Below are 19,805 nucleotides of genomic sequence, written 5' to 3'. Positions count from 1 at the left end.
CGGTCGTCACGAGCCCCTCTTTCGAGGTCTTGTCATGCCCCGCATCTATTCCCGTCCGCACTACGCTCAGGCCCGGACCTGGTACCGGTTCGCCTGCTGGCTCCGGCGCACGTCGTGCCCCCAGTTCCATCCGCACCTCATGAAGGAGGACGCCTTGCGCGAGAGCTTCCGGCTCGGCAGCCGGTCGATCATCCTCCCGTCGCGCCTCAAAGACTGCGAGGCCGCTGGGCTCGCACGGCTCGCCGCTCGGGCCGCCTCTGGCGACAAGTACCCGGAGCTGGTGGCCCGGATCGCCGTGGTCGATCCCGACGACGCATCGGCCGACGAGGTCCACCTGTTCCTCGAAGTGGCCGACCGGACGGGCACGCATGCGGAAAAGCACCTGCTCGGGAAGCTCCCGCCGGAGGACGCTCTGTGGGTGGCCCCTCTGATCCGGCTGGAGTCCGACGCCTACGGCACGGGCACCGTCCTCCGGTACCACGTGACCGGAGGCCAGACAGACGAGGTCCACGTCGCGATCAGCCGGGCGCACGAGGCTGCGGCGGCTTGGCTCGACTGGGCCGACGACCGGAAGGCCTGGGCCGAGGCCCACGCGGTGGCCGAGGAGAGCCCGTACGCCTACCGGGCGACCTACCGGGACACGGTGGCACCGGGGGCGAGCTACGGAGGCTTCCTCTACGGCACCGACGCCTACGGCGAAACCGACTGGGACGACGAGTAGCCCCAAGCCTGGGACTCACAGCCCGGCGACCCACACGGTCGCCGGGCTTCTTTTTTGCCGCAAAGGGGGAAGGTAGAGGCGCCCCCGTCGGCCGCGAGAGCGCGTCGGCCGACGGGGGCGCTCCCACCACGGCTGACGTGTGTCTGTGCGGAGCGATGCCTGGAATCCGATGGCGAACCGAAACCCTGACGCTGCGCGGCTCGCAACGCCGAGCGGCCTGACGGCCCTGAACCTCCGCGTGCTCTGCGACATCGAGGCCAAGATGCCCGAGGGCGGCGACCGCTACGACGGCGTGCCCGTCGTCCCCCAGCCCAAGCTCGACCGCCGCGAGCGGTACCACGCCCGGCGCCTCGCCGTGCGCGGGCGGCTCCGGCGGCTGGAGTCCGACGCACCGTGGTTCGCGCGGCGGACCGTGCTCTACGGCTCGGTGGCCGAGCCTGCAGTGAGTGGCCCTCAATCTGTCGTTCGAGAGCCTGCCCACGTGCTCCGCCAGCCCGAGGTGCACGTGGCCTACCGGGACGCCCTGTTCTCGGGCGTCCCGCTCTACACGACCCGGCTCGTCCGCGAGCGGACGTTCACGTTCCCGACGCGCGACCAGGTCCGCTCGCCCGCCGACGCGGCGGCGGTGCTCGCCGAGTATTTCTCCGACCGCGACCGCGAGGAGTTCGTGGTCGCCTTCCTCGATACGGCCAACACCCTCACCGGCCTCCACGTGGCCTCGGTCGGTGGGCTAGCGGCGTCGATCGTCGAGCCGAGGCAGGTGTTCAAGGCGGCGGTGCTCGCGAACGCGGCAGCCGTGCTCCTGGCGCACAACCACCCGTCCGGCAACCCGGAGCCGAGTCGGGAGGACGTGGCCGTCACGCGCCAGCTCGTCGAGGCGGGGAAGGTCATGGGCATCGCGGTCCACGACCACCTGATCCTCACTGACCACGGGCACACGAGCCTGGCAGAGCGGGGGCTGATCTAGCTGAGAGGTTCGGCCCGCAGCAGGTGGTGGCTGGGCTCCCCCGGCGAGGAGGCGCCGAGTGGCGAACGCCCCCGCGCCGGGGGACCCATCCACTTCAACCATCGCTGCCATGAGCACGACCGCTGCCAAGACCGAACGTCGCCAGACCCGTCCCGTCCGCCTCCCGCTCGGGCACGTGGTCGCCACGCCGGGCGCCCTCGACGTCGTCCGCGACTACAGCCTCGACGTCGTGGGGCTCCTCCACCGCCACCGGGCTGGCGACTGGGGATCGGTCTCCGAGCACGACGCACGGGCCAACGACCGCGCCGTCGAGGAGGGCACCCGCGTCCTCTCGGCCTACGAGACGGCCGGCGGTCGGCTCTGGATCATCACCGAGGCCGACCGCTCGGCGACGACCGTTCTCCTTCCGTCCGAATACTGAGCCGTCGCCCGTGAGATCAGGTCGCTCCGTCGCCCTCGTCTCCCGCCCCAGTCACGGGGGCCTTGCGCGACCGGGGCGGCCACGCGACGCCGCCCAGCTTCTCGAGGTCGTCGATCCCGTTCAGGATCGGGATGTGGACCATGTCCGCGTCGGCCCGCTGGTAGCGAGGCTCCCCGTCGGCGTCAGTCCGGAGCCAGCGGAGCGCGGCCGAGGCGTCGCACCCGGCGGCCATGAGCGCGTGGAGCGCGGAGGTCTCCGCCTGGCGGAGCCGAGTTCGGAGCGCGCGGACGAGGCCGACGAGGCGGTCGTGCTCCTCGGAGCGGACGCCGTAGAGGCGCCCGGAGGCCACGTCCTGACGGACGACCTCGGCCGAGAGGTCGGGCAGCAGGCCGAGGATCACCTCGACGCTCTCAGGAGCCTCGTTCTCCGCTGTTGCGACTCGGGCCTGGGACGCTTCTCGGTCGACAGAGTCTTGGGGCATGGGGCGGGTGCCGTGTGGACGGGGAACGTCGGCACGACCCGCGCCGACCCTCTGTCACCCCTCCGGGCGGCCAGCGACGGGGCGCTTACCCCGCCGCCTCGATCCAGCGGACGCGGACCTCGGCCATCGGCTGCCCGCCCGGCCCGAGGAGCGGAAACGTCGCGGGCTTGACCAGCCCGCCCACGTCCGCGAGCCGGACGCGGTACCTCGCGACGACGTCGTCCTCGGCCACGTCGTCGTCGTAGACCTCGAACCAGACCACGTCGTCGGTCCCGACCCTGACGCCTGAGACGGCCCACGGGAGCGGGTACCGGCTGGGCACGGCGTTCTCGACCACGGACCCGGTGTAGAGTACAGCGCCGCTCTCGGCCCGGATGACCACGAACGGGTCGGCCGCGCCGCTGAGGTCCCACGCCCCGCCGCCCGGCTTCGACGGCGGGAGCGAGAGGAGCGTGACGGACTCGACGTCGGCGGCGACGTAGGTCGGGAACGCCTCGTCGAGGGCTTCGGCGAGCCCGGTGCAGCCGGAGAGCAGGAGGGCGGAGAGGAGGGCGAGCGGGAGGCGCATTCAATTGAGGTGAGGTGCCCCGGGAGAGTCGGGCGACGACGGACGAGGCTTAAACGATCTACGAATCGCGGCGCGCCCCGGTAGCTTCCCGTTCCGCCGTCAGCCGCCGCTCCGTGCCCGCCCCGTCCAAGCCGCTCGTCTCTCCCCGTCTGCTCGCCCGCGAAGCGGCCGCGCTCCCGGACCCCACGGACGCCCAGCGCCAAGCCGCCGCCCGGTGGGCGCGGACGTCGGCCGACCCCGCCTTCGTCGGCCAGAACGAGAAACCGCACCAGGGCAAGTTCCTCGCCGACCTCTTCGGGACCGTCCTCGGTTACCGCCAGTTTGCCGATGCCCCGGACCGCTACGAGCTCAAGGCCGAGAGCGCCTCGTCCGAGACCGCTGGCGGCAAGACCCCTGACGCCTCGCTCGGCCGCTACGGCGTCGACGCGTCCGGCCGGACGGTCGCCGTCGTCGAGCTGAAGGGGCCCGGGGCCGACCTCGACGCTCCCCAGCGCCGGGCCGCCCGGCTCACGCCCGTCGAGCAGGCGTTCGGCTACGTCTCGAAGTTCGACGGGTGCCGCTGGGTTGTCGTCTCCAACTTCACCCACGTCCGGCTCTACCGGGCCGACCGCGGCGAGGGCTACGCGGTCGAGGTCCGGGTCGCCGACCTGGGCGACGACCAGGTGCTCCGCGAGCTCCTCGCCGTCCTCCACCGCGACCGCCTCCTGGGGTCCGGCTCGGGTCCCAGCCCCACCGACCGGCTCGTCGAGGCCTCGAAGACACAGGAGGTCGAGATCACGGCCGAGTTCTACAAGCTCTACCGCGGCACCCGGCTCGGGCTCTTCCGCGACCTCGTCGATCACAACCCGGCCCCGGAGGGCACGCCCGTACCGGAGCACGAGCGCGCCCTGCTGGCGGCGGCCCAGACGCTCCTCGACCGGACCCTCTTCGTCTGCTTCTGCGAGGACACCGGGCTCCTGCCCCGCGAGGTGCTCCGCCAGGCGCTCACGGCCGCCGGGACCGGGTTCGTCACCACGTCGCGGTGGGACCAGCTCCGCGGCCTCTTCCGCGCCGTCGACCAAGGGAACGCCTCGCCCCGGATCAACGCCTACAACGGCGGGCTCTTCGCGCCCGACCCCGTCCTCGACGCGCTCGCCGTCCCCGACGAGGCGCTCGCGCCGCTCCTCGACATCGCGGCGTACGACTTCAACTCCGACCTCTCGGTCGACATCCTGGGTCGTATCTTCGAGCGTTCCATCGCCGACCTCGAAGCGCTCCACGCGGCCATCGACGGCGGCGACGCCCCCGCCCGGTCCAAGCGGAAGTCGGACGGCGTGTTCTACACGCCCGAGTTCGTCACCCGCTTCGTCGTCGCCCAGACGGTCGGGGCCTGGCTCGCCGAGCAGTTCGAGGCCGCCCGCGCGGCGAACGACTTCGAGGCGCTCCCGGAGAGCTACACCAAGCAGCGCGCTCAGGCCGAGCGCGCGCTCTGGCTCGACTACCAGGACCGCCTGCGCCGGATCAAGGTGCTCGACCCGGCCTGCGGATCGGGCGCGTTCCTCGTGGCCGCCTTCGACTACCTCCACGCCGAGTACCAGCGCGTGAACCGGAAGCTGGCCTCGTTCGAGGGCGGCCAGGCCGGTCTCTTCGACCTCGACCGGCAGATCCTCCAGGAGAACCTCTACGGCGTCGACCTCAACGCGGAGTCGGTCGAGATCACGCGGCTCAGCCTGTGGCTCAAGACGGCCCGGACCGACCGACCGCTCTCCAACCTCGACCAGACCATCCGCACGGGCGACTCGCTCGTGGTCCCGCCGGAGTCCGGCGACGCGATGGAGCCCGTCTTCGACGCGCTCCCCGCCGAGACGCGCGCCCGCGCCTTCGACTGGCACGCGGCGTTCCCCGAGGTCTTCGGCGGCCCTGCGGGTGGCGACGGCCAAGCCGCACCCGGACCGCTCCCGGAAGGCGGGTTCGACTGCGTGCTCGGCAACCCGCCCTACGTCCGCGCGGAGTGGTTCACGGAGCTCAAGCCGTACCTCGCCGAGGCGTTCGACGTCTACCACGGCTCGGCCGACCTCTACGCCTACTTCGTCGAGCAGGGTGCGCGGCTCCTGGCGCCGGGTGGGAAGCTGGCCTACATCGTCTCGAACAAGTGGATGCGGGCGGGCTACGGCGAGCCGCTCCGGGCCTTCCTCGCCGAGCACACGGTCGCCGAGACGGTCCTCGACTTCGGCCACGCGCCGGTCTTCGAAGACGCCGACACGTTCCCGGTCATCCTCTCGCTCCGGGTCCCGGCCGACGGGGCAGGGGAGGGGGGAGGTGGCGGCTCCACGGTCCAGGTCGCGACGGTTCCCAGGGAGCGGCTCCGCGAGGCGCCGCTGGCGCAGTTCGTGGCCGAGGAGGCCTTCCGCGTCCCGTGGTCCCGGTTCTCGGCTGAGCCGTGGAGTCTGGAGCCCCCCGCCGTGGACGACCTGATGGAGCGACTGCGCCGTGCCGGACCCGGGTTGGCGGAGTTCGCAGGGGTCAAACCGTACCGGGGCGTCGTGACCGGTCTCAACGCGGCGTTCCTCGTCGATCAGGCGACGCGCGACCGGCTCGTGGCCGAGGACGGCCGCTCGGCCGAGATCATCAAGCCGTTTCTCCGTGGCTCCGACGTCTCGCGCTGGTCGCCCGAGTGGGGCGGGGAGCACATGGTGTTCACCCGGCGAGGCATCGACATCGACGCCTACCCCGCCGTCAAGCGCTACCTCGAAGGTTTCCGGGAGCGGTTAGAACCGAAGCCCTCTGGCTGGTCAGGCAAGTGGCCTGGACGGAAGGGCGGCGCCTACGAGTGGTACGAGATCCAGGACTCTGTCGACTACTACGACCTGTTCGACGGCCCGAAGCTGGTCTATCAGGAGATCCAGTTCCACCCCCAGTACGCGCTCGACACCGACGGGCTCTACGGCAACAACAAGGTCTTCCTCCTCCCGACCGACGACCTGTACCTCTTGGGCGTGCTCAACAGCCCGCTGATGTGGTGGTACGCCTGGCGGTACCTGCCGCACATGAAAGACGACGCGCTGAGCCCGGCCGGGTACCTCCTGACGGATCTCCCCATCGCCGAGCCGTCGGCGGAGACGCGCGACACGGTCGAGACTCACGTCGCCGACCTCGTTCGCCTCGCCGACGAGCGCCGCCAGCACGCCGCCGAGCTCCTCGACTGGCTCTGCATCGAGCACGGCGTCGCCACGCCCGGCCGCAAGCTCGAGTCCTTCTGGACGCTCGACGACGCGACCTTCGCCCGCGAGGTCAAGAAGCGCTCCGGCCACTCGAAGCTCTCGCCCGCGCTCCTCCGCGAGATCCTCGACTACTACGCCGAGGCCACGATGCGCCTCGCCGTCCTCGAAGGGTCCGCGCTCGCCCACGAGCGGGCCATCACTGAGGCTGTCTTCGACGCCTACGGCATCACGCCCGACGAGCGCGCCCTCGTCTGGAAGACGGCCCCGCCCCGGATGCCCCTCGATTCACCCGTCTGACCGATGGCGAACAAGAAACCGATCCCCAAGCCGACGGAGAAGCTGATCTACCAACAGGCCGGGAGCCGCTGCTCGTTCTGCAGCTTCGACGAGATCGATGCCCTCGACATTCACCACATCGTCCCCCGGTCGGAGGACGGGTCGAACGAGCCCGGCAACCTCGTCCTCGCCTGCAAGAACTGCCACGCCCGCATCCACAGCAAAGCCATCCCCGAGGCGGAGGTCCGGCGCGTCAAGGCGTCCCAGGGAGCCGTCATCCACCAGATGCCCGGCAGGTCAACGTCACGGCCGCTCGGTAACATCGTCTCCATCGGCCGTGACGCTACCGGCAGCATCGTCGCCGGTGGCGACATCCACGTCCACGGCGACGTGAAGCCGAATGGGAGGATGCATTACCCGGCGGGGAGCATTGGCACCGACCTTCACCGCAAGAACTACGTCGGCTATCTCATCACTCGGTACAACGAGTTTCGGTCCACCGGACTCCAGAGCTATGGGCAGAAGGGCCGCCACAACCACGGCGTCATCTCGAGCAACATCAAGTCGAAGTTCAAAGTCGCGGGGGTCTACCACGTTCCTATCGAGCGCTTCGACGAACTCATCCGGTACCTCCACGGGCGCATTGATCGCACCATTCAGGGCAAGACAAACAAAGCTCGCGGCCACCGCGCATACTCGTCGTTCGAGGACTTCGCTCGCGAGCAGGGTGAGGGCTGACAGGGCGAAGGCAGGGCGGGCGCGTACGATGCAACCCTTCCCACCCGCGATCTGATGAACCCGCTCCTCGACCCCCTCACCTCCGACGACGAGCTCACCGAGGCCGACCTCGACACGGTCGTTCACGCCCTCCAGTTCCTCCGTCAGAAGATCGACGCGGAGCTGCTCGACCCGCTCCTTGACCACCGCGAGGCATACCTGGCCCGCCGCGAGCGGTCCGATGCCGTTGATGCGGTGGTCACGAAGGTCCGCCGCCTCCGCGAAGACATCCGGCGGATGTAGAAGGCTCCGACCACTCAGCTAGATTCGGCCTCTGCGCCACTCTCACCTCGGTACACGGTCTGGGGCCAGATGTCCGGGCCATCCCAGCCTGAGTCCTCAGCCGACCAACGGGCGGTGCTCCCCTGCGCGTAAGGACGCCAACATCGGGCTTGCGCCCGCTCAATCAGCGGCTCGTACTCGGGACGTTCGTTCCGGAGGTCATGCCAGAGGCGAGGCATATAATTCGACACCACGAAGTCGATGGCGAGGACGGCGTCGAGCGGCGGGTGCGCCACGCGGGGAGAGTCGAGAAGAAGGTGATGACCGATATCCATCTTCTTAGGGAGTCTCATCCCGCCATATTGGAGGTGGTAGGCCGGGTGGGCGAAGTCGCCATCGGCGCTCGCTGCGCCGTGACGCTCAAGGTGCCAAGCCGAATGGTGGATGGTTTCGCCTGAGCAGGTCCCGGCCAAGACGCACTCGACAGAGAGCTGCCGGAAGGGGTCTCGCAGACTGTCTTCGGGTACGCACCACCCCTCCAACCGGACATCTAGAACTAACTCGACGCTCGCCAGCCCCGGCGGCTTCGCATGGCGTTGCGCTTCGAGTTCTTCCCCTTCCAGATCGAACGTCAGCCCGGAGAGGCTCAGGGACCAACACTCGCCTTGCTCCAACTTGCCGACGTGAGCTTGATTGAGCGGGTCCACCGACCGAACACCCTCGATCTTGGACAGGATGGCGGCCAGTTGATGGAGCTCGCTCACGCGCTCGTCGAAGTACGCGGCACGCAGTTTGGCAGTCTGGCGCTTCGTCATTCCAAGTTCTCGTCGTTCGGTAGCCCGAATGAAGGGGTCAAGAGCGCGTCCGGAGGAGGTCGGCACGACGCTGTTCGGAGGGGGCGAGGATGAGGTCCGATTGACTCAACAAACCCTGTAGCACGGCCGCCGATGAGACGTACTCGTCGCCCTGCCACGGGAATTTGCGCCGAGTCTCTAGCACGAACCCCTCCCTCGGATCGAGCGGTCTCCCTGTCGCTCGGCACACCACCCAATACGTCGTGCTGCCGCCGGCGGCAATTGGGTCCGCGGGCGCGATCTTCTTCACACCCCCCTTCTCCTTCAGGATGGCGACCCGTTCGTCCGCTGGTGTGGACCGAAGCGGTCCGGGTTTGTCGAGCAGAGCCACCCATGCTTCATCGACCTTGGAGGCCCACCAGCGAGGCCATCCAGCTGCGAAAGGGCCTGTGTATTCTGCCTCACTAAACAGGGACTCCAGCACTTCATCAAACGCAGGAGAACGGGCCTCGTCGATTCCCAGGCGGGTCGCAAGGGTGGGACGGTCGATGAGTGGACCCGTCGCTTCCAGAAGCTCGCGGAGGATGAACCGGGCATATTCGTGGGCGGGTCGGAACCGGGACTGAGGGTCCCGGAACGGGTCGAGTTCCGCCAACCGCTGGTCGAGGAACGTCGGTCTCTCCTCAAACCCTAAGAACCGGTAGAACTGGCGAGATTTGAGGCCGACCTTGTCTCGCACGTCTCCGATTGTATCGTAGCCTTCGGCGAGCGCGACGAGCCGCCTCGCGACCCACGGGGCTTTCTTCTCCTCTGGGACGCTCGGTTCGTCGCTGACGATGTCCTGCTTCACGCACAGCAGGTCGAACAGGTCGTGGCTGGTGTGGTCGCGGGTATATGACGTGTCCAAGCGGTCGTCCGTTGACCAGAGCACGATCGGGCATTCCCCCCGTCCACGCCGAGCCTTCTTCGCGCTGCTCTCGGCTGCGCGCGTCCGGATCTCCTGAGCGAGCGTAGACGCTCGGTAATCAGCCCGTTTGCCCTCCGAGTCCGGGTCTGGGTTCGGCGCCCGGTCGAGGCGAAGGTCGAGGATGATCCCATCGTATCCGCCCTCCATGACCTCCTCGATCTGGTGCTGGTATAGCTTGGGATGGGCAAGGCGTATTGTGAGGGGCTCTGCGTAGTCCTCGACCTCCTCGATGTAGGGTTCGACCGTCTCCGGCTTCTCGTCGTCGAGATAGAGATACGTGCAGCTCATGGTCGATTGGTTAGGAGCCCGGCGTGGTCTCCGTTTCGTCCTCAGCAGGGACTCGGAACCGGAGACAGGTGACATACCCGCTGGGAGGAGGTACAAATTCTACGACCCCGCCGTAGCTGTCCGCGATGTCGCGGACGATCTTGAGCCCCAAGCCGCTCCCCTGAAGTTCCTCGCTCGATTCGAATGGACCACCCTGGGTGGATGTCGTAAAGAAGGCGTCAAAGACCCGGTCGGCGTTCTCGTCAGGAATCCCGTCCCCGTTGTCGGCGACATCAACGTAAACACTGTCGCCCGTCCTTCCCGCCCGGATAAGGATGGAGCCGACCGTTCGCGCTCGCTTGATCGCTTTCTGAGCGTTCGAGTAGAAGTTGAACAGGACTGATGCCCATTCGGAGGGGTGCATGGGGGTGGAGAACAGGCCCGCCCCCTCGATCTCTTCCGTGAGTGTCGTGCCTGCCTGTCGAGCGGCCGGTCCCATTACCTCAGCGAACCTTTTCACCACGTCCCCGACCTCTTGAGTGTCGAGGTCGCGACTCACGTTCTCACGCACCGTTCGGTCGAAGTAGGCAGCGTAGGTCTGAAAGCGTCGAACGTTCTCGTGTAGCCGCTCGGACGCACGCTCCAGCGGACCCCCTGCGAGCTTCTGCTGGAGCCTCCGAGCGTCCGTCACGGCAGCCGGAACGAGCTGCCGGATCTCGTGCGTGAACTCGCTGATGACGATACCTAGACTGGCGAGGACGCGCAGCATCCCGAGCTCGTTGAGGAGTTCCTCGCGCTCCCGGGTCATCTCATCGAGCCCCCGCGTGATCTCGTCCAGGTCCGCCTCGAAGTCCGAGTCGGCGTGCGAGGGCGCAGGTCCGGGCGACGCGCCCTCACTGCCCTTCGCGGCTCGACGGATTCGCTCGGTGGCCGCTCGGACCCGGTCCTCTGGCGGCTGCTCGATTTGCTTCTCACGCCCCGCCGCTATCCTCTTGACCTTTCGAGCGCTGTTCGCGCGTAGGGCGGCAGCTCTCAGGACGCGCGTAGCGAACTCCTGGAGTTCCTCGAACGCCTTGTCCTCGATCAGACCCTCGCGGCTCGCCGTCTCCTCGAAGAGCGTTCCGACTGGGTCGAACAGTTCGGCGAACCCGTACACGTTCCTATTGCTGAGCGGCACGAGGAGTACACGCCGAGCTTGGGCAGAGTCCAGGCCGAGCCAGTCGTTACCGGGTTCGCCGTAGGTGGCAACTCTGAAGCCGTTCCGATAGACCCTCATACCCCCTTTTTCTTCCAGGAAGTCGCGGATCGTCTTGGTAAGGGAACGGGGTATCTCACCGATACCGGTGATGAAGTAGTACGCCTTTAGGTGGACGCCACGAATAAAGTCGAACCGCGCTGATGGGTAGTCTTTGTCCCCTCCAATCGGCAGGACATCCTCGTCGATGGATGGGTAGAGCTTGGAGCTGATAGACCAGTACCCCTGTCCGTCGTCGTCTACGACCGCCTCGATCTCCGCGAGCGCGTACGAAAGGATCTCACTCTCGTCGTCCGCGACGAGCCGGAGGTCGTCGTCTTCTTTCCTGTAGAGGAAGACCTCGAACCCAGGGTCGGTGTCGCTCCGCCGCGTCCGCGCGGTCAGCGGGAACGGCTGCAAGAGGTCACCGACGTACCGGAACGCACGCCGTAACTCGGCGTCGGTCCAGCGGTCTTGGAGCCCTTCGATCTGAAGTACCGTCCCCTCGTCCCGGTCTTTTGGGACCTCGACCACCTCGCTGACCACGTTGGAGAGATCCTGCCCGCTCTCGAACTGGCTCCAATCGATCCTGACGCGGAGGGCCGTGTCCGACCCCAACGTCTGCGTCGTAATCACGAGCTGGCGGCCGAGCCTCTGCACGGCGAATCTTCCGATCCCCTTTCTGCCCGCGCGTTGACGGCGGTACCGCGGCGAGACGGGCTCGCTGACTTTGATGGTCGAGGAGAGTCGCATGAACCCCTCCACGAGAGCATCCCGGGTCATTCCCATCCCGTTGTCGGAGATCTCGACCCGTCCCCCACTGGACTCCGCGTCCTCGAAGACGATCTCGACCGCAGTCGCGTCCGCGTCGTAGGCGTTCTTGACGAGCTCAGCCAGAGCCGTCTCCTTCCGAGATACGAGTTCCCGACCGAGACGGCTGATAAGCCCCGCGTCTGCGAAGAACCGGACGTTGTCTGGGTCGAGCTTCGCGAGCTCAGTGGACAACGAAAGGACGCGCGAGTAGTCGGTCGGAGACTCCGTGAGCACTCTCTGGAGTTCCTCGCGTATCTCATCTGCCCGTTCAGGAGTGCTAACGTTCATTCCCTCGGGGTGACTGGTTGGGGGCGGACCGGTTTTCGTCTCCTCCGAGCCGCGTCGAGTGCGACGCCCAGAATCTGCTGCATCGTGGTCCGTTCTTCCTCGTGGAGGGATCCCAAAGCGAAGGCGTCCGCCGTCGTGCGTGCTGCAACCAAGTCTCCCTCACGGAGAGCCTCATCTGCCTCCTTGAACACGCGGTCGACATCAACAGGCTGTTCAGGCAGGATCAATTTGATTCGCCGGGCTTCCGACGGCTCGTGCTTGAGCACACCGGCTCCATAGCTCCTGCCTTGGAGTTCTCCTGAGAGCTGGCTGAACGTGCTAAGGATCGACACCGCGCACATACGTCTCCAAGTCTCAGCGCCGACCGTAGCCTCAGAGGTCGGGAGGGGAAACGGTAGCTCCGAGCTGCCTCGACCACTCGCCATCGCACCCTTGAAGTAGACTCGGTGGATCGTGTTCGTGGATGTCGTCTCGGCCTCGTTGAGAATGATTCTGGGGCCGTGCTGGTACATGTAGGGAAAGAAGGCGTCCGGGACTCGTCCATCATCGGGACGGTGCCACAGCTTCCGCTTCCGGAACGTCTTGTTGGCCTTCCGTTTGTCGACAGGAAAAAGGCCCAAGTACCGTTGGAGAGCGGACCCGCCTCTCTCGAGATCAGGGTGGTCGGTATCCACAAGCAAGAGCTTCCGCCCGTCTCGCCTAGCCGTGTCCAGGTCCGCGTCGCGCAATACGGTGCCGGGGGCCATCGCAAACTTCGCGAGGATCGGTCGGAGAGCGTCCTGAGGCAACCCGTGCCGGGTGGCCGTTGGCTCGTCAATCACAAAGAAAGGGTTCGCGCCCGTCACAATCCCGATTCGAACGTCTGCGACCTCACCCAGGCTGACGATCCGGCCAGCATCGCTCGCAACGCTCATCGCGGCCGAGGCCGCACTGCTCAGCAGTAGCGTGCTGGCTCGACCATCGAATGGTTTCGAATCGCCGACTCCGGCATCCCAGTCAGTGACCGCTTTGTCCAAGTCGGCCAAAGTCTCGGCGAAGCCGAGTCGCACGTCCCCATCTCGGTTCTCCCCGTACCCCTCGGCCAGAACCACGATAGTGGCTTCCTCCGTCCCCTCTGAAAGGAAGAGCCGTTGGCCCAACTGGATGACGAGGCATCGGTCGAACCGATCCGCGAGGTGCTCCCGGACGCGCGCCGCGTACTCCGCATAGAGGAAGCTGCTAGGGAGGATCCAGGCCATCCGCCCGCCTGGCTTCAAGAAAACGGTCGCGTAAACGAGGAAGTACGCCCACAGGCTGGCCTTAGGGCTCAGGCCTAACCCCGACAAAGCGACGGCCTCTTCGGCAGTCGCACGTTGGTCCTCGTCCATCGTGTGGTAGGACACATAAGGGGGGTTCCCGACGACGGCGTCGAAAGGTCCTCCTTCGAAATCTCCGGGTCGGACGCTCAGAAAATCTCGGTGGAGAAACCGTCCATCTCCTGCGCCTCGGCCCAGCTTCTCCTGGAGGTACACCGAGAAAGCGTCTTCATCGATGTCACACCCGTACAGTTGGTCTAGAGGTACTCGCGCATCAACGTCGCGGAGCCGGGTCTCTGCTGCCTCTAGAAACCCACACGCGCCGAAACTGGGCTCCAAGACACGGTCCTCGCCAGATCTGATCGCCCAATTGCACAGGATATTGGCGGCCCCGCTCGGCGTGTAGTAGATCCCCAGCCGTTTTCGGTCTTTAGCCTCGGTAGTCACCTCGCCATCTCCACCTGGACGAGACGGTTCTCCAACCGCTCCGTCCCCGCCAGGCTCTGAAATCATCACCCGGGCCGCATCCAGCAGCGGGCTCTGCGGGGAACCCGCAGTACGTGAGACATGAATAGATGAGTGGCCTTCAGAACTCACAACACGTCGAGGTCGAAGGTGGAAGAAAAAGGGTTCACGAAGGTGACGCCCTCGACGGTCGAGCCCGAGGCGAAGTCCTCGCTGAGCACGACGGGCACCTGGTTCAGCTTAGCCGCCGCCCAGATCTGCGCGTCGTAGTACGGGAACTGGTGGTCTCGGACGCCCCGGACCGCCTCCAGCACGACGGCCGGAGTCAGCGGGACGACCGGGAACGTTCGCTCGTAGAGACCGATCTGGTGGTAGACGCGGTCGGGTGGGACCGGCGGCTTGAGCCGGGACATGGTGACGCGCGAGAACTCGGCGAGGGCCTGAGCTGGGAGCGTGGCCGACGGCCCGGTCGGCCCTGGCCGACCAACGCGGGCGAGAACATCGAGCGCAAGGTTCTGCTTCTCGGGGTCGCGGGAGTCGACGCCGTAGACGAGGACGTTCGTGTCGAGGAGGTATTGGGCCACCGCTACGCCCTGGCCGCGTCGTCGCGATCGCGCCGGTAGCCCCGGTCACCATATAGGGCTTCGCGGTCCCATCCACCCTCCAGGCGGCGACCATCGCCTAGTTCTCGGGTGTGAGCGAGAAGCTCGTCGAGTGGCGAACCAGCAGGTGAGGTGACTGGGCCGTCGGCGAGGGCGGCGTCGAGCGCCCGGCGGACGAGCTCGGCCTCGGACACACCGAGCTCTCGGCTCCGGCGCTTGAGTGCCCGGTCTTGCTCGGGGGTGACGCTGAGTTGCTTGCGGACGTACCGGCTGGGCGGAGAGGCAGGCATGTGGCCGGCGGGGCGGGGGTCCGACATGATAAGGCCTCGTTACATCAGTTGTGTTGCTCGATGTTCGACTCGACTCAGATCGTCCTGACAGTTGCTACAGCCCGATGCCATCGGAGGCGTTGTCGTCGAAGAGCCGGCCCTCGCGGACGTACTCGGCGAGCATGGCCGTGCTCTTGTGTCGGGTCTGTTTCTGGATGGCCCGGTCGGGCTTCCCCGCCCGCGCTGCCGTGGTCGCAAACCCCGCTCTCAGGGAGTGCCCCGCGTAGAGCGTCGGGTCGAGACCGGCAGCCTCGGCGTAGGCCTTGACCACGTTCGCGACCGTCCGTCCGGTGATCGACGATCGTCCAAGGCGTCCCCAGCGGTCGACTGACCGGAAGACGGGTCCTGAGAGGGGAGACGGTCGGCCCTGGTCCGCAAGCGCCCGGCTGGCAGCGGCGAGGTACGACCGCACCGCGCGCACGGGGCACGTCTCGGACCGGCTCCCGTAGGCCACGCCGACGACCTGGCCCGCGCCCTCCTGGTCGCTCTTCGATTTGGGGATCAGGAGCCGGAGTCCGTCCGGTGTGAACGACAGGTGCTCCGTCCGGACGGCCGCCAGCTCGCTCCGGCGGAGCGCGGCGGCGAAGCCGAGGAGCAGGAGCGCCTTGTCTCGCCGTGCCCGGAGCGCCGTACCTGGCGGTGCGTCGTCTGCAACCGCCTCGGCCACGTCCCCGAGGCGGGCATCTTCCGCCCACCGCATGGTCTCATCGCACGCCGCGGCCATGGCCACCACGTCGGCCGCGAGCGCGGGCGCCACTTTCTCTCGCGCCGTCCCGAGCGTACGCGTCACGCCCGCCCAGACGGAGTGAAGCGGCTCGCGCGAGCGGAGCGCCGGGCTTTCGACGCCGGCCAGCTTGTGGGCCTGGGAGATCGCCGCCATCCGCCGTTCGAGCGTGGCCACCTTCAGTGGGGCCGTCGGCCGCCCGTCGTCGTCCTCGGGTCCGGCCTCCGCGCGGGACGCTATATATAATGCGACGGTCTCTAGCCTCGCCGGCATGGCCACGAGCTGGCGGTCGCCGCACCACAGAGCGAAGTCAGCCCAGTCGCTTCGGTAAGCGCGGAGCGTGGCGTCGCTCCGCGCCGCCTCGGCGAACCGGCGGGCGGACTCCGCGTCGGCCGCGAGTGCGGCAGGGAGACCGGACTGGGTGGGGACGAGATCGCTCATTGGATCTCGGGCGGCGGTGGCACGGTCTGCGCCGGAGGGATCTGGTCCGCTGGCACGTCGATCCGACGGAAGTCTGCCAGAGCAATCTCGTAGACGGCTCGTCCGCCCGGTCCTTCCAAGACGATCACGTCCCCGACAGAGGACGACCGAAGGCCTGGACCGGAGACCCACCGGACCTCGGCGTTCCCGGTCCAGTCGTCGCGCCCATGCTGGGTCTGGTAGTAGACGGCCTCCAGGGTGTCGTCGGTCGTCTCGCGTGGATCGAGCTCCAGCGTCGCCGCGTGGTCGTACCAGCCGTCGCGGTCCTCGAACGGCTCATCGTGCTCGCGACCGAGGCGGCCGTCGGTGAGGCTGGGCTTGATGAAGAAGAGGTGAGCGCGCATTAGTGTAGCTGTTATTGCATGCTCAGCATCTCCAACCTGAAGTGCCGAGCACCGACGGAGTATAGCCTCTGGCGGGGCGTCGGCTTCCGATAAATTGTCCTTATCGGAAGTCATTTGGAGCGAGGCGCGCTGACCTAGTCGTCACTCGATTTGACCGCCGTCCAGATCGAGTGGCCTCAACGTGCAATAACGGATAGCCTATAAGAGACGGCCCATCTCTTCGTACTGGAACGACCGGAGCGTCGAGCGGACGGCCGGGCGCATCTCGCCGAGCGCCTTGCCCGCGTCGCGCTCCTCCTCGTACCAGCAGTGGACCTGCGGGGCCTCGCCCTTGAGCCGAGCGACGGCCCGTTCGGTGAACCCGGCCTGCTCGTCGTCCGAGAGCGCGCCCCACGCGTCGGCGAGCGCCCGCTGGCGGCGCTCCTCGGCCGAGCGCTTGGCCTGGGCCGCTGCCTCCTTCTGGGCCGCCGTCCGCTCCTGCTTCGCCTTCGCAGCCGACGCCGCCTCCTGCTTCTTTTCCGACGCCTTCCGGACCACGTCGGGCGTCGCCGAGCCCTTCGCGTAGTCGCCCCGGACGGCGGCGACCGTGAACGCGGCCACGTTCTTGACCTCGCGACCACCGGGCTCCAGGCCGCGCGCGACCTCGGCCTCGACGTGGTCCAGATTGGCAGCCACACGGCCCTCGGGGAACTCGGTCGACAGGTCGAGCGCCTGGGCCTCGGTGAGCCCGAACCCGAGCAACCGGCGCTGGAGGTCGGCGAGCGGGTGGTCCTGGATGACCTCGGCCGGCTCCGGCGCGGCCGAGCGGGCGTCGGGCACGCCCTCCGCCCCCAGCGCCTCCCGGAGCCCGAGCCCCTTCGCGGCCACTCCCGGCTCGTGCGGCGGGGCCTCGGTGACCACGAACTTGAGCGCGACGATCCGCCGCTTCTCGCGCCGCGTCTCCATCTCGACACGGACGTCCGAGAACTCGTTGACCTCCTTGATGGCGGGCGAGAGCACCTTCTGGCGGAGCGCCTTGAACGCCGGGTACTGGTCCTCCCCCACCCCCAGCAGGTCGCGCCACGTCTCGAGCGCGATCCAGCCCGTCGTGCCGACCTTCCGGAACCGGGCGCAGTTCTCGTAGAGCGCCAGCGCGTAGCCCGACCCGAACCGGGCCTGGATGGCCAGGTTGATCCGGGCGTACACCTCGGGCCGGTACAGCTTCTCGCGGAGGTCGGGGGCGTAGACGTAGCGGCACACGCCCCCCTTCGTCTTGGCCTGCGCCAAGAGGGACGCCGCCGCCCACTCGTCCTCCTCGCCGTTCTCCCCGAGCACGTTCCACTCCACCCGGCAGTCGACGAGCGCCCGGAGGGCGTCGCGGAGGTAGGCGAAGTCCTTCGAGTCGTAGCCGGCCACCTCGGCGAGCACGCGGACGGGGATCTCGTGCTCCTTGACGTTGGGGTCGGGGAGCTCCTCGTAGGCGTTCAGCAGCAGCACGTTCGAGAGCTTCCGCTGGAGCAGCGACAGCGGCGCCTTCACGTGGATGGCTCCCACGTGCTTCTTCAGCTCGGCTCCGGTGACGCGGCTCTCGATGATCGTCTGGAGGCGGCGCTCGCGCGGGGGCCGGGCGCCCGACGGCCGCTCGGAGAGCAGGCCGACGTCAGCGCGAGCCTGCCGTGCGGGGCCGCCCTGAAGGTGGGCGGAGGGATGGACACCGGAATGTATCACGCGCATGGAGGCCACCCCGAGCGCGTTTCGAAGGCGACAGGCCGCTGGCGCCGAGCGCCCTGTAAACCGGTACCCTTCCGCGACCGATCGCCCCCTCCGGTACCGTTTGGGTCGGTTCGCGCCCTGTAAACCGGTGCCTTTCGCACGTCGCCCCGTAAACTGGTACCTCTGTGCCCTGTAAACCGGTACCCTTCGGCGTCGGAGAGGCTGACTCGGTCTCGAAATCGGCTCCCGTGGCCCCGTGCGTCCTGATTCTGCAGCTCGGTGGGCTCCTGCTCGGGAACGCCCCGTAAACCGGTACCCTTCGCCCCGTAGAGTGGTGCCTTTGGCCCCGTAAACCGGTACCCTTCGCCCCGGAGAGCGGTACCTTTGGCCCTGTAAACCGGTACCTTTGTCGCCGGATCTCGTTGTCCCGCAGCAGGATGGCGATCCCTAAACGTATTAAACATCTTCTAAACTCTATTAAACGACGACGAGGGCGTCGCGTCGTGGATTTGAGGGGATGAAAAGGGAGACCCGGGTGGCCGGACGTCACGAGGGAAGCGCGGCCGAGAGCGGCTGAGGCTCAGTCCGCGAGCAGTTTTTGTCCGGACACGTGAGCCACCACGAATGCGCAGCGCGCTGGGCAAGGCGACGTGCCACGCTGCCATGCCTCTCCCTTTCCGCCTGACCCCGCGCCGGCTCCGCCTAGCGACTCAAGTCTGCGTGCTCGCGGTCGCGCTGGCGATCCCGTTCGCGGACTCCGCGCCTCAGGCTGTCACCCAGTCACCAGCTCGCCCCGCGGTCGTGCTCGGCCGCCTCCTTGCGTTCAGTCACAGCGCCGATGACTCGACCGAGCAGGCGACGGACGCTACGCCTCCACCGCCACGACGCGACACGTCTCGAAAGCGAGCTCTTCGCCAGCTGGTGCTTCCGTTCGCGCGCCCCGCCAGTGGCCCGGTCAGCTCCCCCTTTGGTTGGCGGCGGCATCCCGTCTCAGGACGGTCTCGCCACCACGACGGCGCCGACCTAGCAGTCCCGCTCGGCACTACCGTTCGGGCCGTGGCCTCTGGCGTCGTCCGCTCCGTCGGTCGCCGATCCGGATACGGGCTCGTCGTCGAGATCGAGCACCGACCGGCCCCTGGGCGCGCGCCCATCCGGACGCTCTACGCCCACCTCACCGAGGCGGACCAGAGGTTCCGCCACGGCACCCAAGTCCGACGTGGCCAGCCCGTCGGAGCCAGCGGCGGCGTGCCCGGCCGCGACGGCACCTCGACCGGTCCCCACCTCCACTTCGAGGTCCGCGACGCCTCCGGGCGAGCGCTCGACCCGGCCCCGTTTCTCGGCGCGCCTCTGGCTCGCCAGAAGGCAGATGAACAGCGGTGGCAAGTTATGTTTTCGTCCGGACGAAAACCCCTGACGGCCCAGCAGGCGCGCCGCCTGCGACGGCCCGCTCGGGCCGCATTCGCACTGCCGCTGGCGGCAGGCTCAAGGGGCACGACGAGGCGGCCGAGATGACGACCGACTCCACCTCGGGCGGCGCCCAGAGCGCCAGCCCGACACCACGGAAGAAGGGCGGCCGACCCCGAGGAAGCCGACGAGGCACCAAGGTCGAGGTGCGTGTGAGCGCGGCCGAGAAAGCCGGCCTCCAGGGCTCCGCCCGCGAGGCCGGCCTCACCGTCTCCGAGTACGTCCGCCGACGGTCTCTCGGCCAGCCCGTCACGGCGCGGGCCGACCGCGAGACCCGCGTGCTCCTCCGCCGGATCGGGGTCAACCTCAACCAGCTCGCGCGGGTCGCGAACACGTCGGGGGCGACCGCCGCCAGCGGCCCGCTCGAGGAGGCGCTCGCACAGCTCCGCCAAGTGCTCACAGGGCTCGGCTGAG

Annotated in this window: 19 protein-coding genes; 7 read left to right on the top strand and 12 right to left on the bottom strand. The window is 67.9% G+C overall.

What is annotated here, in order from left to right; translation table 11 throughout:
* The 3 genes from AAGI91_10080 to AAGI91_10070 form a co-directional block, all read left to right on the top strand.
* The coding region (locus tag AAGI91_10080; GenBank protein ID MEM1042966.1) for a hypothetical protein at positions 1 to 721 on the top strand (721 nt) is incomplete at its 5' end.
* Positions 722 to 890: 169 nt separating this feature from the next.
* A complete protein-coding gene (locus tag AAGI91_10075) occupies positions 891 to 1,688 on the top strand; it encodes a JAB domain-containing protein (GenBank protein ID MEM1042965.1) in 798 nt (265 codons plus the stop codon).
* 109 nt (positions 1,689 to 1,797) lie between these two features.
* Positions 1,798 to 2,109 carry a hypothetical protein gene (locus tag AAGI91_10070; GenBank protein MEM1042964.1) on the top strand — a complete coding sequence of 104 codons (312 nt, stop codon included), beginning with the start codon at positions 1,798 to 1,800 and terminating at the stop codon, positions 2,107 to 2,109.
* Positions 2,110 to 2,125: 16 nt separating this feature from the next.
* On the opposite strand, the gene AAGI91_10065 is transcribed toward AAGI91_10070, so the two are convergent.
* A complete protein-coding gene (locus AAGI91_10065) occupies positions 2,126 to 2,590 on the bottom strand; it encodes a hypothetical protein (protein MEM1042963.1) in 465 nt (154 codons plus the stop codon).
* A gap of 85 nt (positions 2,591 to 2,675) precedes the next feature.
* Positions 2,676 to 3,158, bottom strand: coding sequence for a hypothetical protein (locus AAGI91_10060; protein MEM1042962.1), 483 nt, complete (start codon positions 3,156 to 3,158; stop codon positions 2,676 to 2,678).
* 113 nt (positions 3,159 to 3,271) lie between these two features.
* On the opposite strand from AAGI91_10060, the gene AAGI91_10055 reads away from it, so the two are divergent.
* Genes AAGI91_10055 through AAGI91_10045 form a run of 3 tightly spaced genes read left to right on the top strand, consistent with a single transcriptional unit; the run spans position 3,272 to position 7,654 of the window.
* Positions 3,272 to 6,655, top strand: a complete 3,384-nt coding sequence (locus tag AAGI91_10055; GenBank protein ID MEM1042961.1) for a DNA methyltransferase — start codon at positions 3,272 to 3,274, stop codon at positions 6,653 to 6,655.
* 3 nt (positions 6,656 to 6,658) lie between these two features.
* Complete coding sequence (locus AAGI91_10050; GenBank protein ID MEM1042960.1) at positions 6,659 to 7,372, top strand: HNH endonuclease signature motif containing protein; 714 nt, start codon at positions 6,659 to 6,661, stop codon at positions 7,370 to 7,372.
* Positions 7,373 to 7,426: 54 nt separating this feature from the next.
* Positions 7,427 to 7,654, top strand: a complete 228-nt coding sequence (locus AAGI91_10045) for a hypothetical protein (GenBank protein ID MEM1042959.1) — start codon at positions 7,427 to 7,429, stop codon at positions 7,652 to 7,654.
* Between the two features lie 14 nt (positions 7,655 to 7,668).
* Here AAGI91_10045 and AAGI91_10040 read toward each other — a convergent pair whose 3' ends face one another.
* From AAGI91_10040 to AAGI91_09995, 10 genes are all read right to left on the bottom strand, one after another.
* Complete coding sequence (locus AAGI91_10040) at positions 7,669 to 8,448, bottom strand: hypothetical protein (protein ID MEM1042958.1); 780 nt, start codon at positions 8,446 to 8,448, stop codon at positions 7,669 to 7,671.
* 37 nt (positions 8,449 to 8,485) lie between these two features.
* Complete coding sequence (locus tag AAGI91_10035; GenBank protein MEM1042957.1) at positions 8,486 to 9,682, bottom strand: hypothetical protein; 1,197 nt, start codon at positions 9,680 to 9,682, stop codon at positions 8,486 to 8,488.
* Between the two features lie 10 nt (positions 9,683 to 9,692).
* The gene (locus AAGI91_10030) at positions 9,693 to 11,996 is read right to left on the bottom strand and encodes a sensor histidine kinase (protein MEM1042956.1); all 2,304 of its coding nucleotides are present in this window, start codon (positions 11,994 to 11,996) and stop codon (positions 9,693 to 9,695) included.
* A complete protein-coding gene (locus AAGI91_10025; GenBank protein MEM1042955.1) occupies positions 11,993 to 13,738 on the bottom strand; it encodes an N-6 DNA methylase in 1,746 nt (581 codons plus the stop codon). The genes AAGI91_10030 and AAGI91_10025 overlap by 4 nt, the downstream gene beginning before the upstream one ends.
* A 146-nt stretch (positions 13,739 to 13,884) precedes the next feature.
* Positions 13,885 to 14,340 carry a PIN domain-containing protein gene (locus AAGI91_10020; GenBank protein ID MEM1042954.1) on the bottom strand — a complete coding sequence of 152 codons (456 nt, stop codon included), beginning with the start codon at positions 14,338 to 14,340 and terminating at the stop codon, positions 13,885 to 13,887.
* A gap of 2 nt (positions 14,341 to 14,342) precedes the next feature.
* The gene (locus tag AAGI91_10015; protein ID MEM1042953.1) at positions 14,343 to 14,648 is read right to left on the bottom strand and encodes a DNA-binding protein; all 306 of its coding nucleotides are present in this window, start codon (positions 14,646 to 14,648) and stop codon (positions 14,343 to 14,345) included.
* A gap of 94 nt (positions 14,649 to 14,742) precedes the next feature.
* On the bottom strand, positions 14,743 to 15,852 hold the full coding sequence (locus AAGI91_10010; protein ID MEM1042952.1) for a site-specific integrase: 1,110 nt from the start codon (positions 15,850 to 15,852) through the stop codon (positions 14,743 to 14,745).
* Complete coding sequence (locus AAGI91_10005) at positions 15,849 to 16,235, bottom strand: hypothetical protein (GenBank protein MEM1042951.1); 387 nt, start codon at positions 16,233 to 16,235, stop codon at positions 15,849 to 15,851. Before AAGI91_10005 ends, AAGI91_10010 begins: the two co-directional genes overlap by 4 nt.
* A 198-nt stretch (positions 16,236 to 16,433) precedes the next feature.
* Entirely contained in the window at positions 16,434 to 17,948 is a 1,515-nt protein-coding gene (locus tag AAGI91_10000; GenBank protein MEM1042950.1) for a replication initiation protein, read from the bottom strand.
* Positions 17,949 to 18,950: 1,002 nt separating this feature from the next.
* Positions 18,951 to 19,310 carry a hypothetical protein gene (locus AAGI91_09995; protein MEM1042949.1) on the bottom strand — a complete coding sequence of 120 codons (360 nt, stop codon included), beginning with the start codon at positions 19,308 to 19,310 and terminating at the stop codon, positions 18,951 to 18,953.
* A 125-nt stretch (positions 19,311 to 19,435) separates the two neighbouring features.
* On the opposite strand from AAGI91_09995, the gene AAGI91_09990 reads away from it, so the two are divergent.
* Positions 19,436 to 19,804, top strand: coding sequence for a MobC family plasmid mobilization relaxosome protein (locus AAGI91_09990; GenBank protein MEM1042948.1), 369 nt, complete (start codon positions 19,436 to 19,438; stop codon positions 19,802 to 19,804).
* Position 19,805: the final 1 nt, after the last annotated feature.

It is taken from the genome of Bacteroidota bacterium, from assembly GCA_038746285.1.
GTDB lineage: Bacteria > Bacteroidota > Rhodothermia > Rhodothermales > JANQRZ01 > JANQRZ01.
Note: the sequence above shows the minus strand (reverse complement) of the source record. Positions and strands in the feature narration are given on the sequence as shown.

Bases quoted from the DNA above. Each gene is read 5' to 3' on its own strand.
- AAGI91_10045 (MEM1042959.1), top strand. From the start codon at position 7,427: ATGAACCCGCTCCTCGACCCCCTCACCTCCGACGACGAGCTCACCGAG.
- AAGI91_10035 (MEM1042957.1), bottom strand. From the start codon at position 9,682: ATGAGCTGCACGTATCTCTATCTCGACGACGAGAAGCCGGAGACGGTC.
- AAGI91_10060 (MEM1042962.1), bottom strand. From the start codon at position 3,158: ATGCGCCTCCCGCTCGCCCTCCTCTCCGCCCTCCTGCTCTCCGGCTGC.
- AAGI91_10040 (MEM1042958.1), bottom strand. From the start codon at position 8,448: ATGACGAAGCGCCAGACTGCCAAACTGCGTGCCGCGTACTTCGACGAG.
- AAGI91_10075 (MEM1042965.1), top strand. From the start codon at position 891: ATGGCGAACCGAAACCCTGACGCTGCGCGGCTCGCAACGCCGAGCGGC.
- AAGI91_10015 (MEM1042953.1), bottom strand. From the start codon at position 14,648: ATGCCTGCCTCTCCGCCCAGCCGGTACGTCCGCAAGCAACTCAGCGTC.
- AAGI91_10030 (MEM1042956.1), bottom strand. From the start codon at position 11,996: ATGAACGTTAGCACTCCTGAACGGGCAGATGAGATACGCGAGGAACTC.
- AAGI91_10005 (MEM1042951.1), bottom strand. From the start codon at position 16,235: ATGCGCGCTCACCTCTTCTTCATCAAGCCCAGCCTCACCGACGGCCGC.
- AAGI91_09990 (MEM1042948.1), top strand. From the start codon at position 19,436: ATGACGACCGACTCCACCTCGGGCGGCGCCCAGAGCGCCAGCCCGACA.
- AAGI91_10010 (MEM1042952.1), bottom strand. From the start codon at position 15,852: ATGAGCGATCTCGTCCCCACCCAGTCCGGTCTCCCTGCCGCACTCGCG.
- AAGI91_10065 (MEM1042963.1), bottom strand. From the start codon at position 2,590: ATGCCCCAAGACTCTGTCGACCGAGAAGCGTCCCAGGCCCGAGTCGCA.
- AAGI91_10050 (MEM1042960.1), top strand. From the start codon at position 6,659: ATGGCGAACAAGAAACCGATCCCCAAGCCGACGGAGAAGCTGATCTAC.
- AAGI91_10000 (MEM1042950.1), bottom strand. From the start codon at position 17,948: ATGCGCGTGATACATTCCGGTGTCCATCCCTCCGCCCACCTTCAGGGC.
- AAGI91_10070 (MEM1042964.1), top strand. From the start codon at position 1,798: ATGAGCACGACCGCTGCCAAGACCGAACGTCGCCAGACCCGTCCCGTC.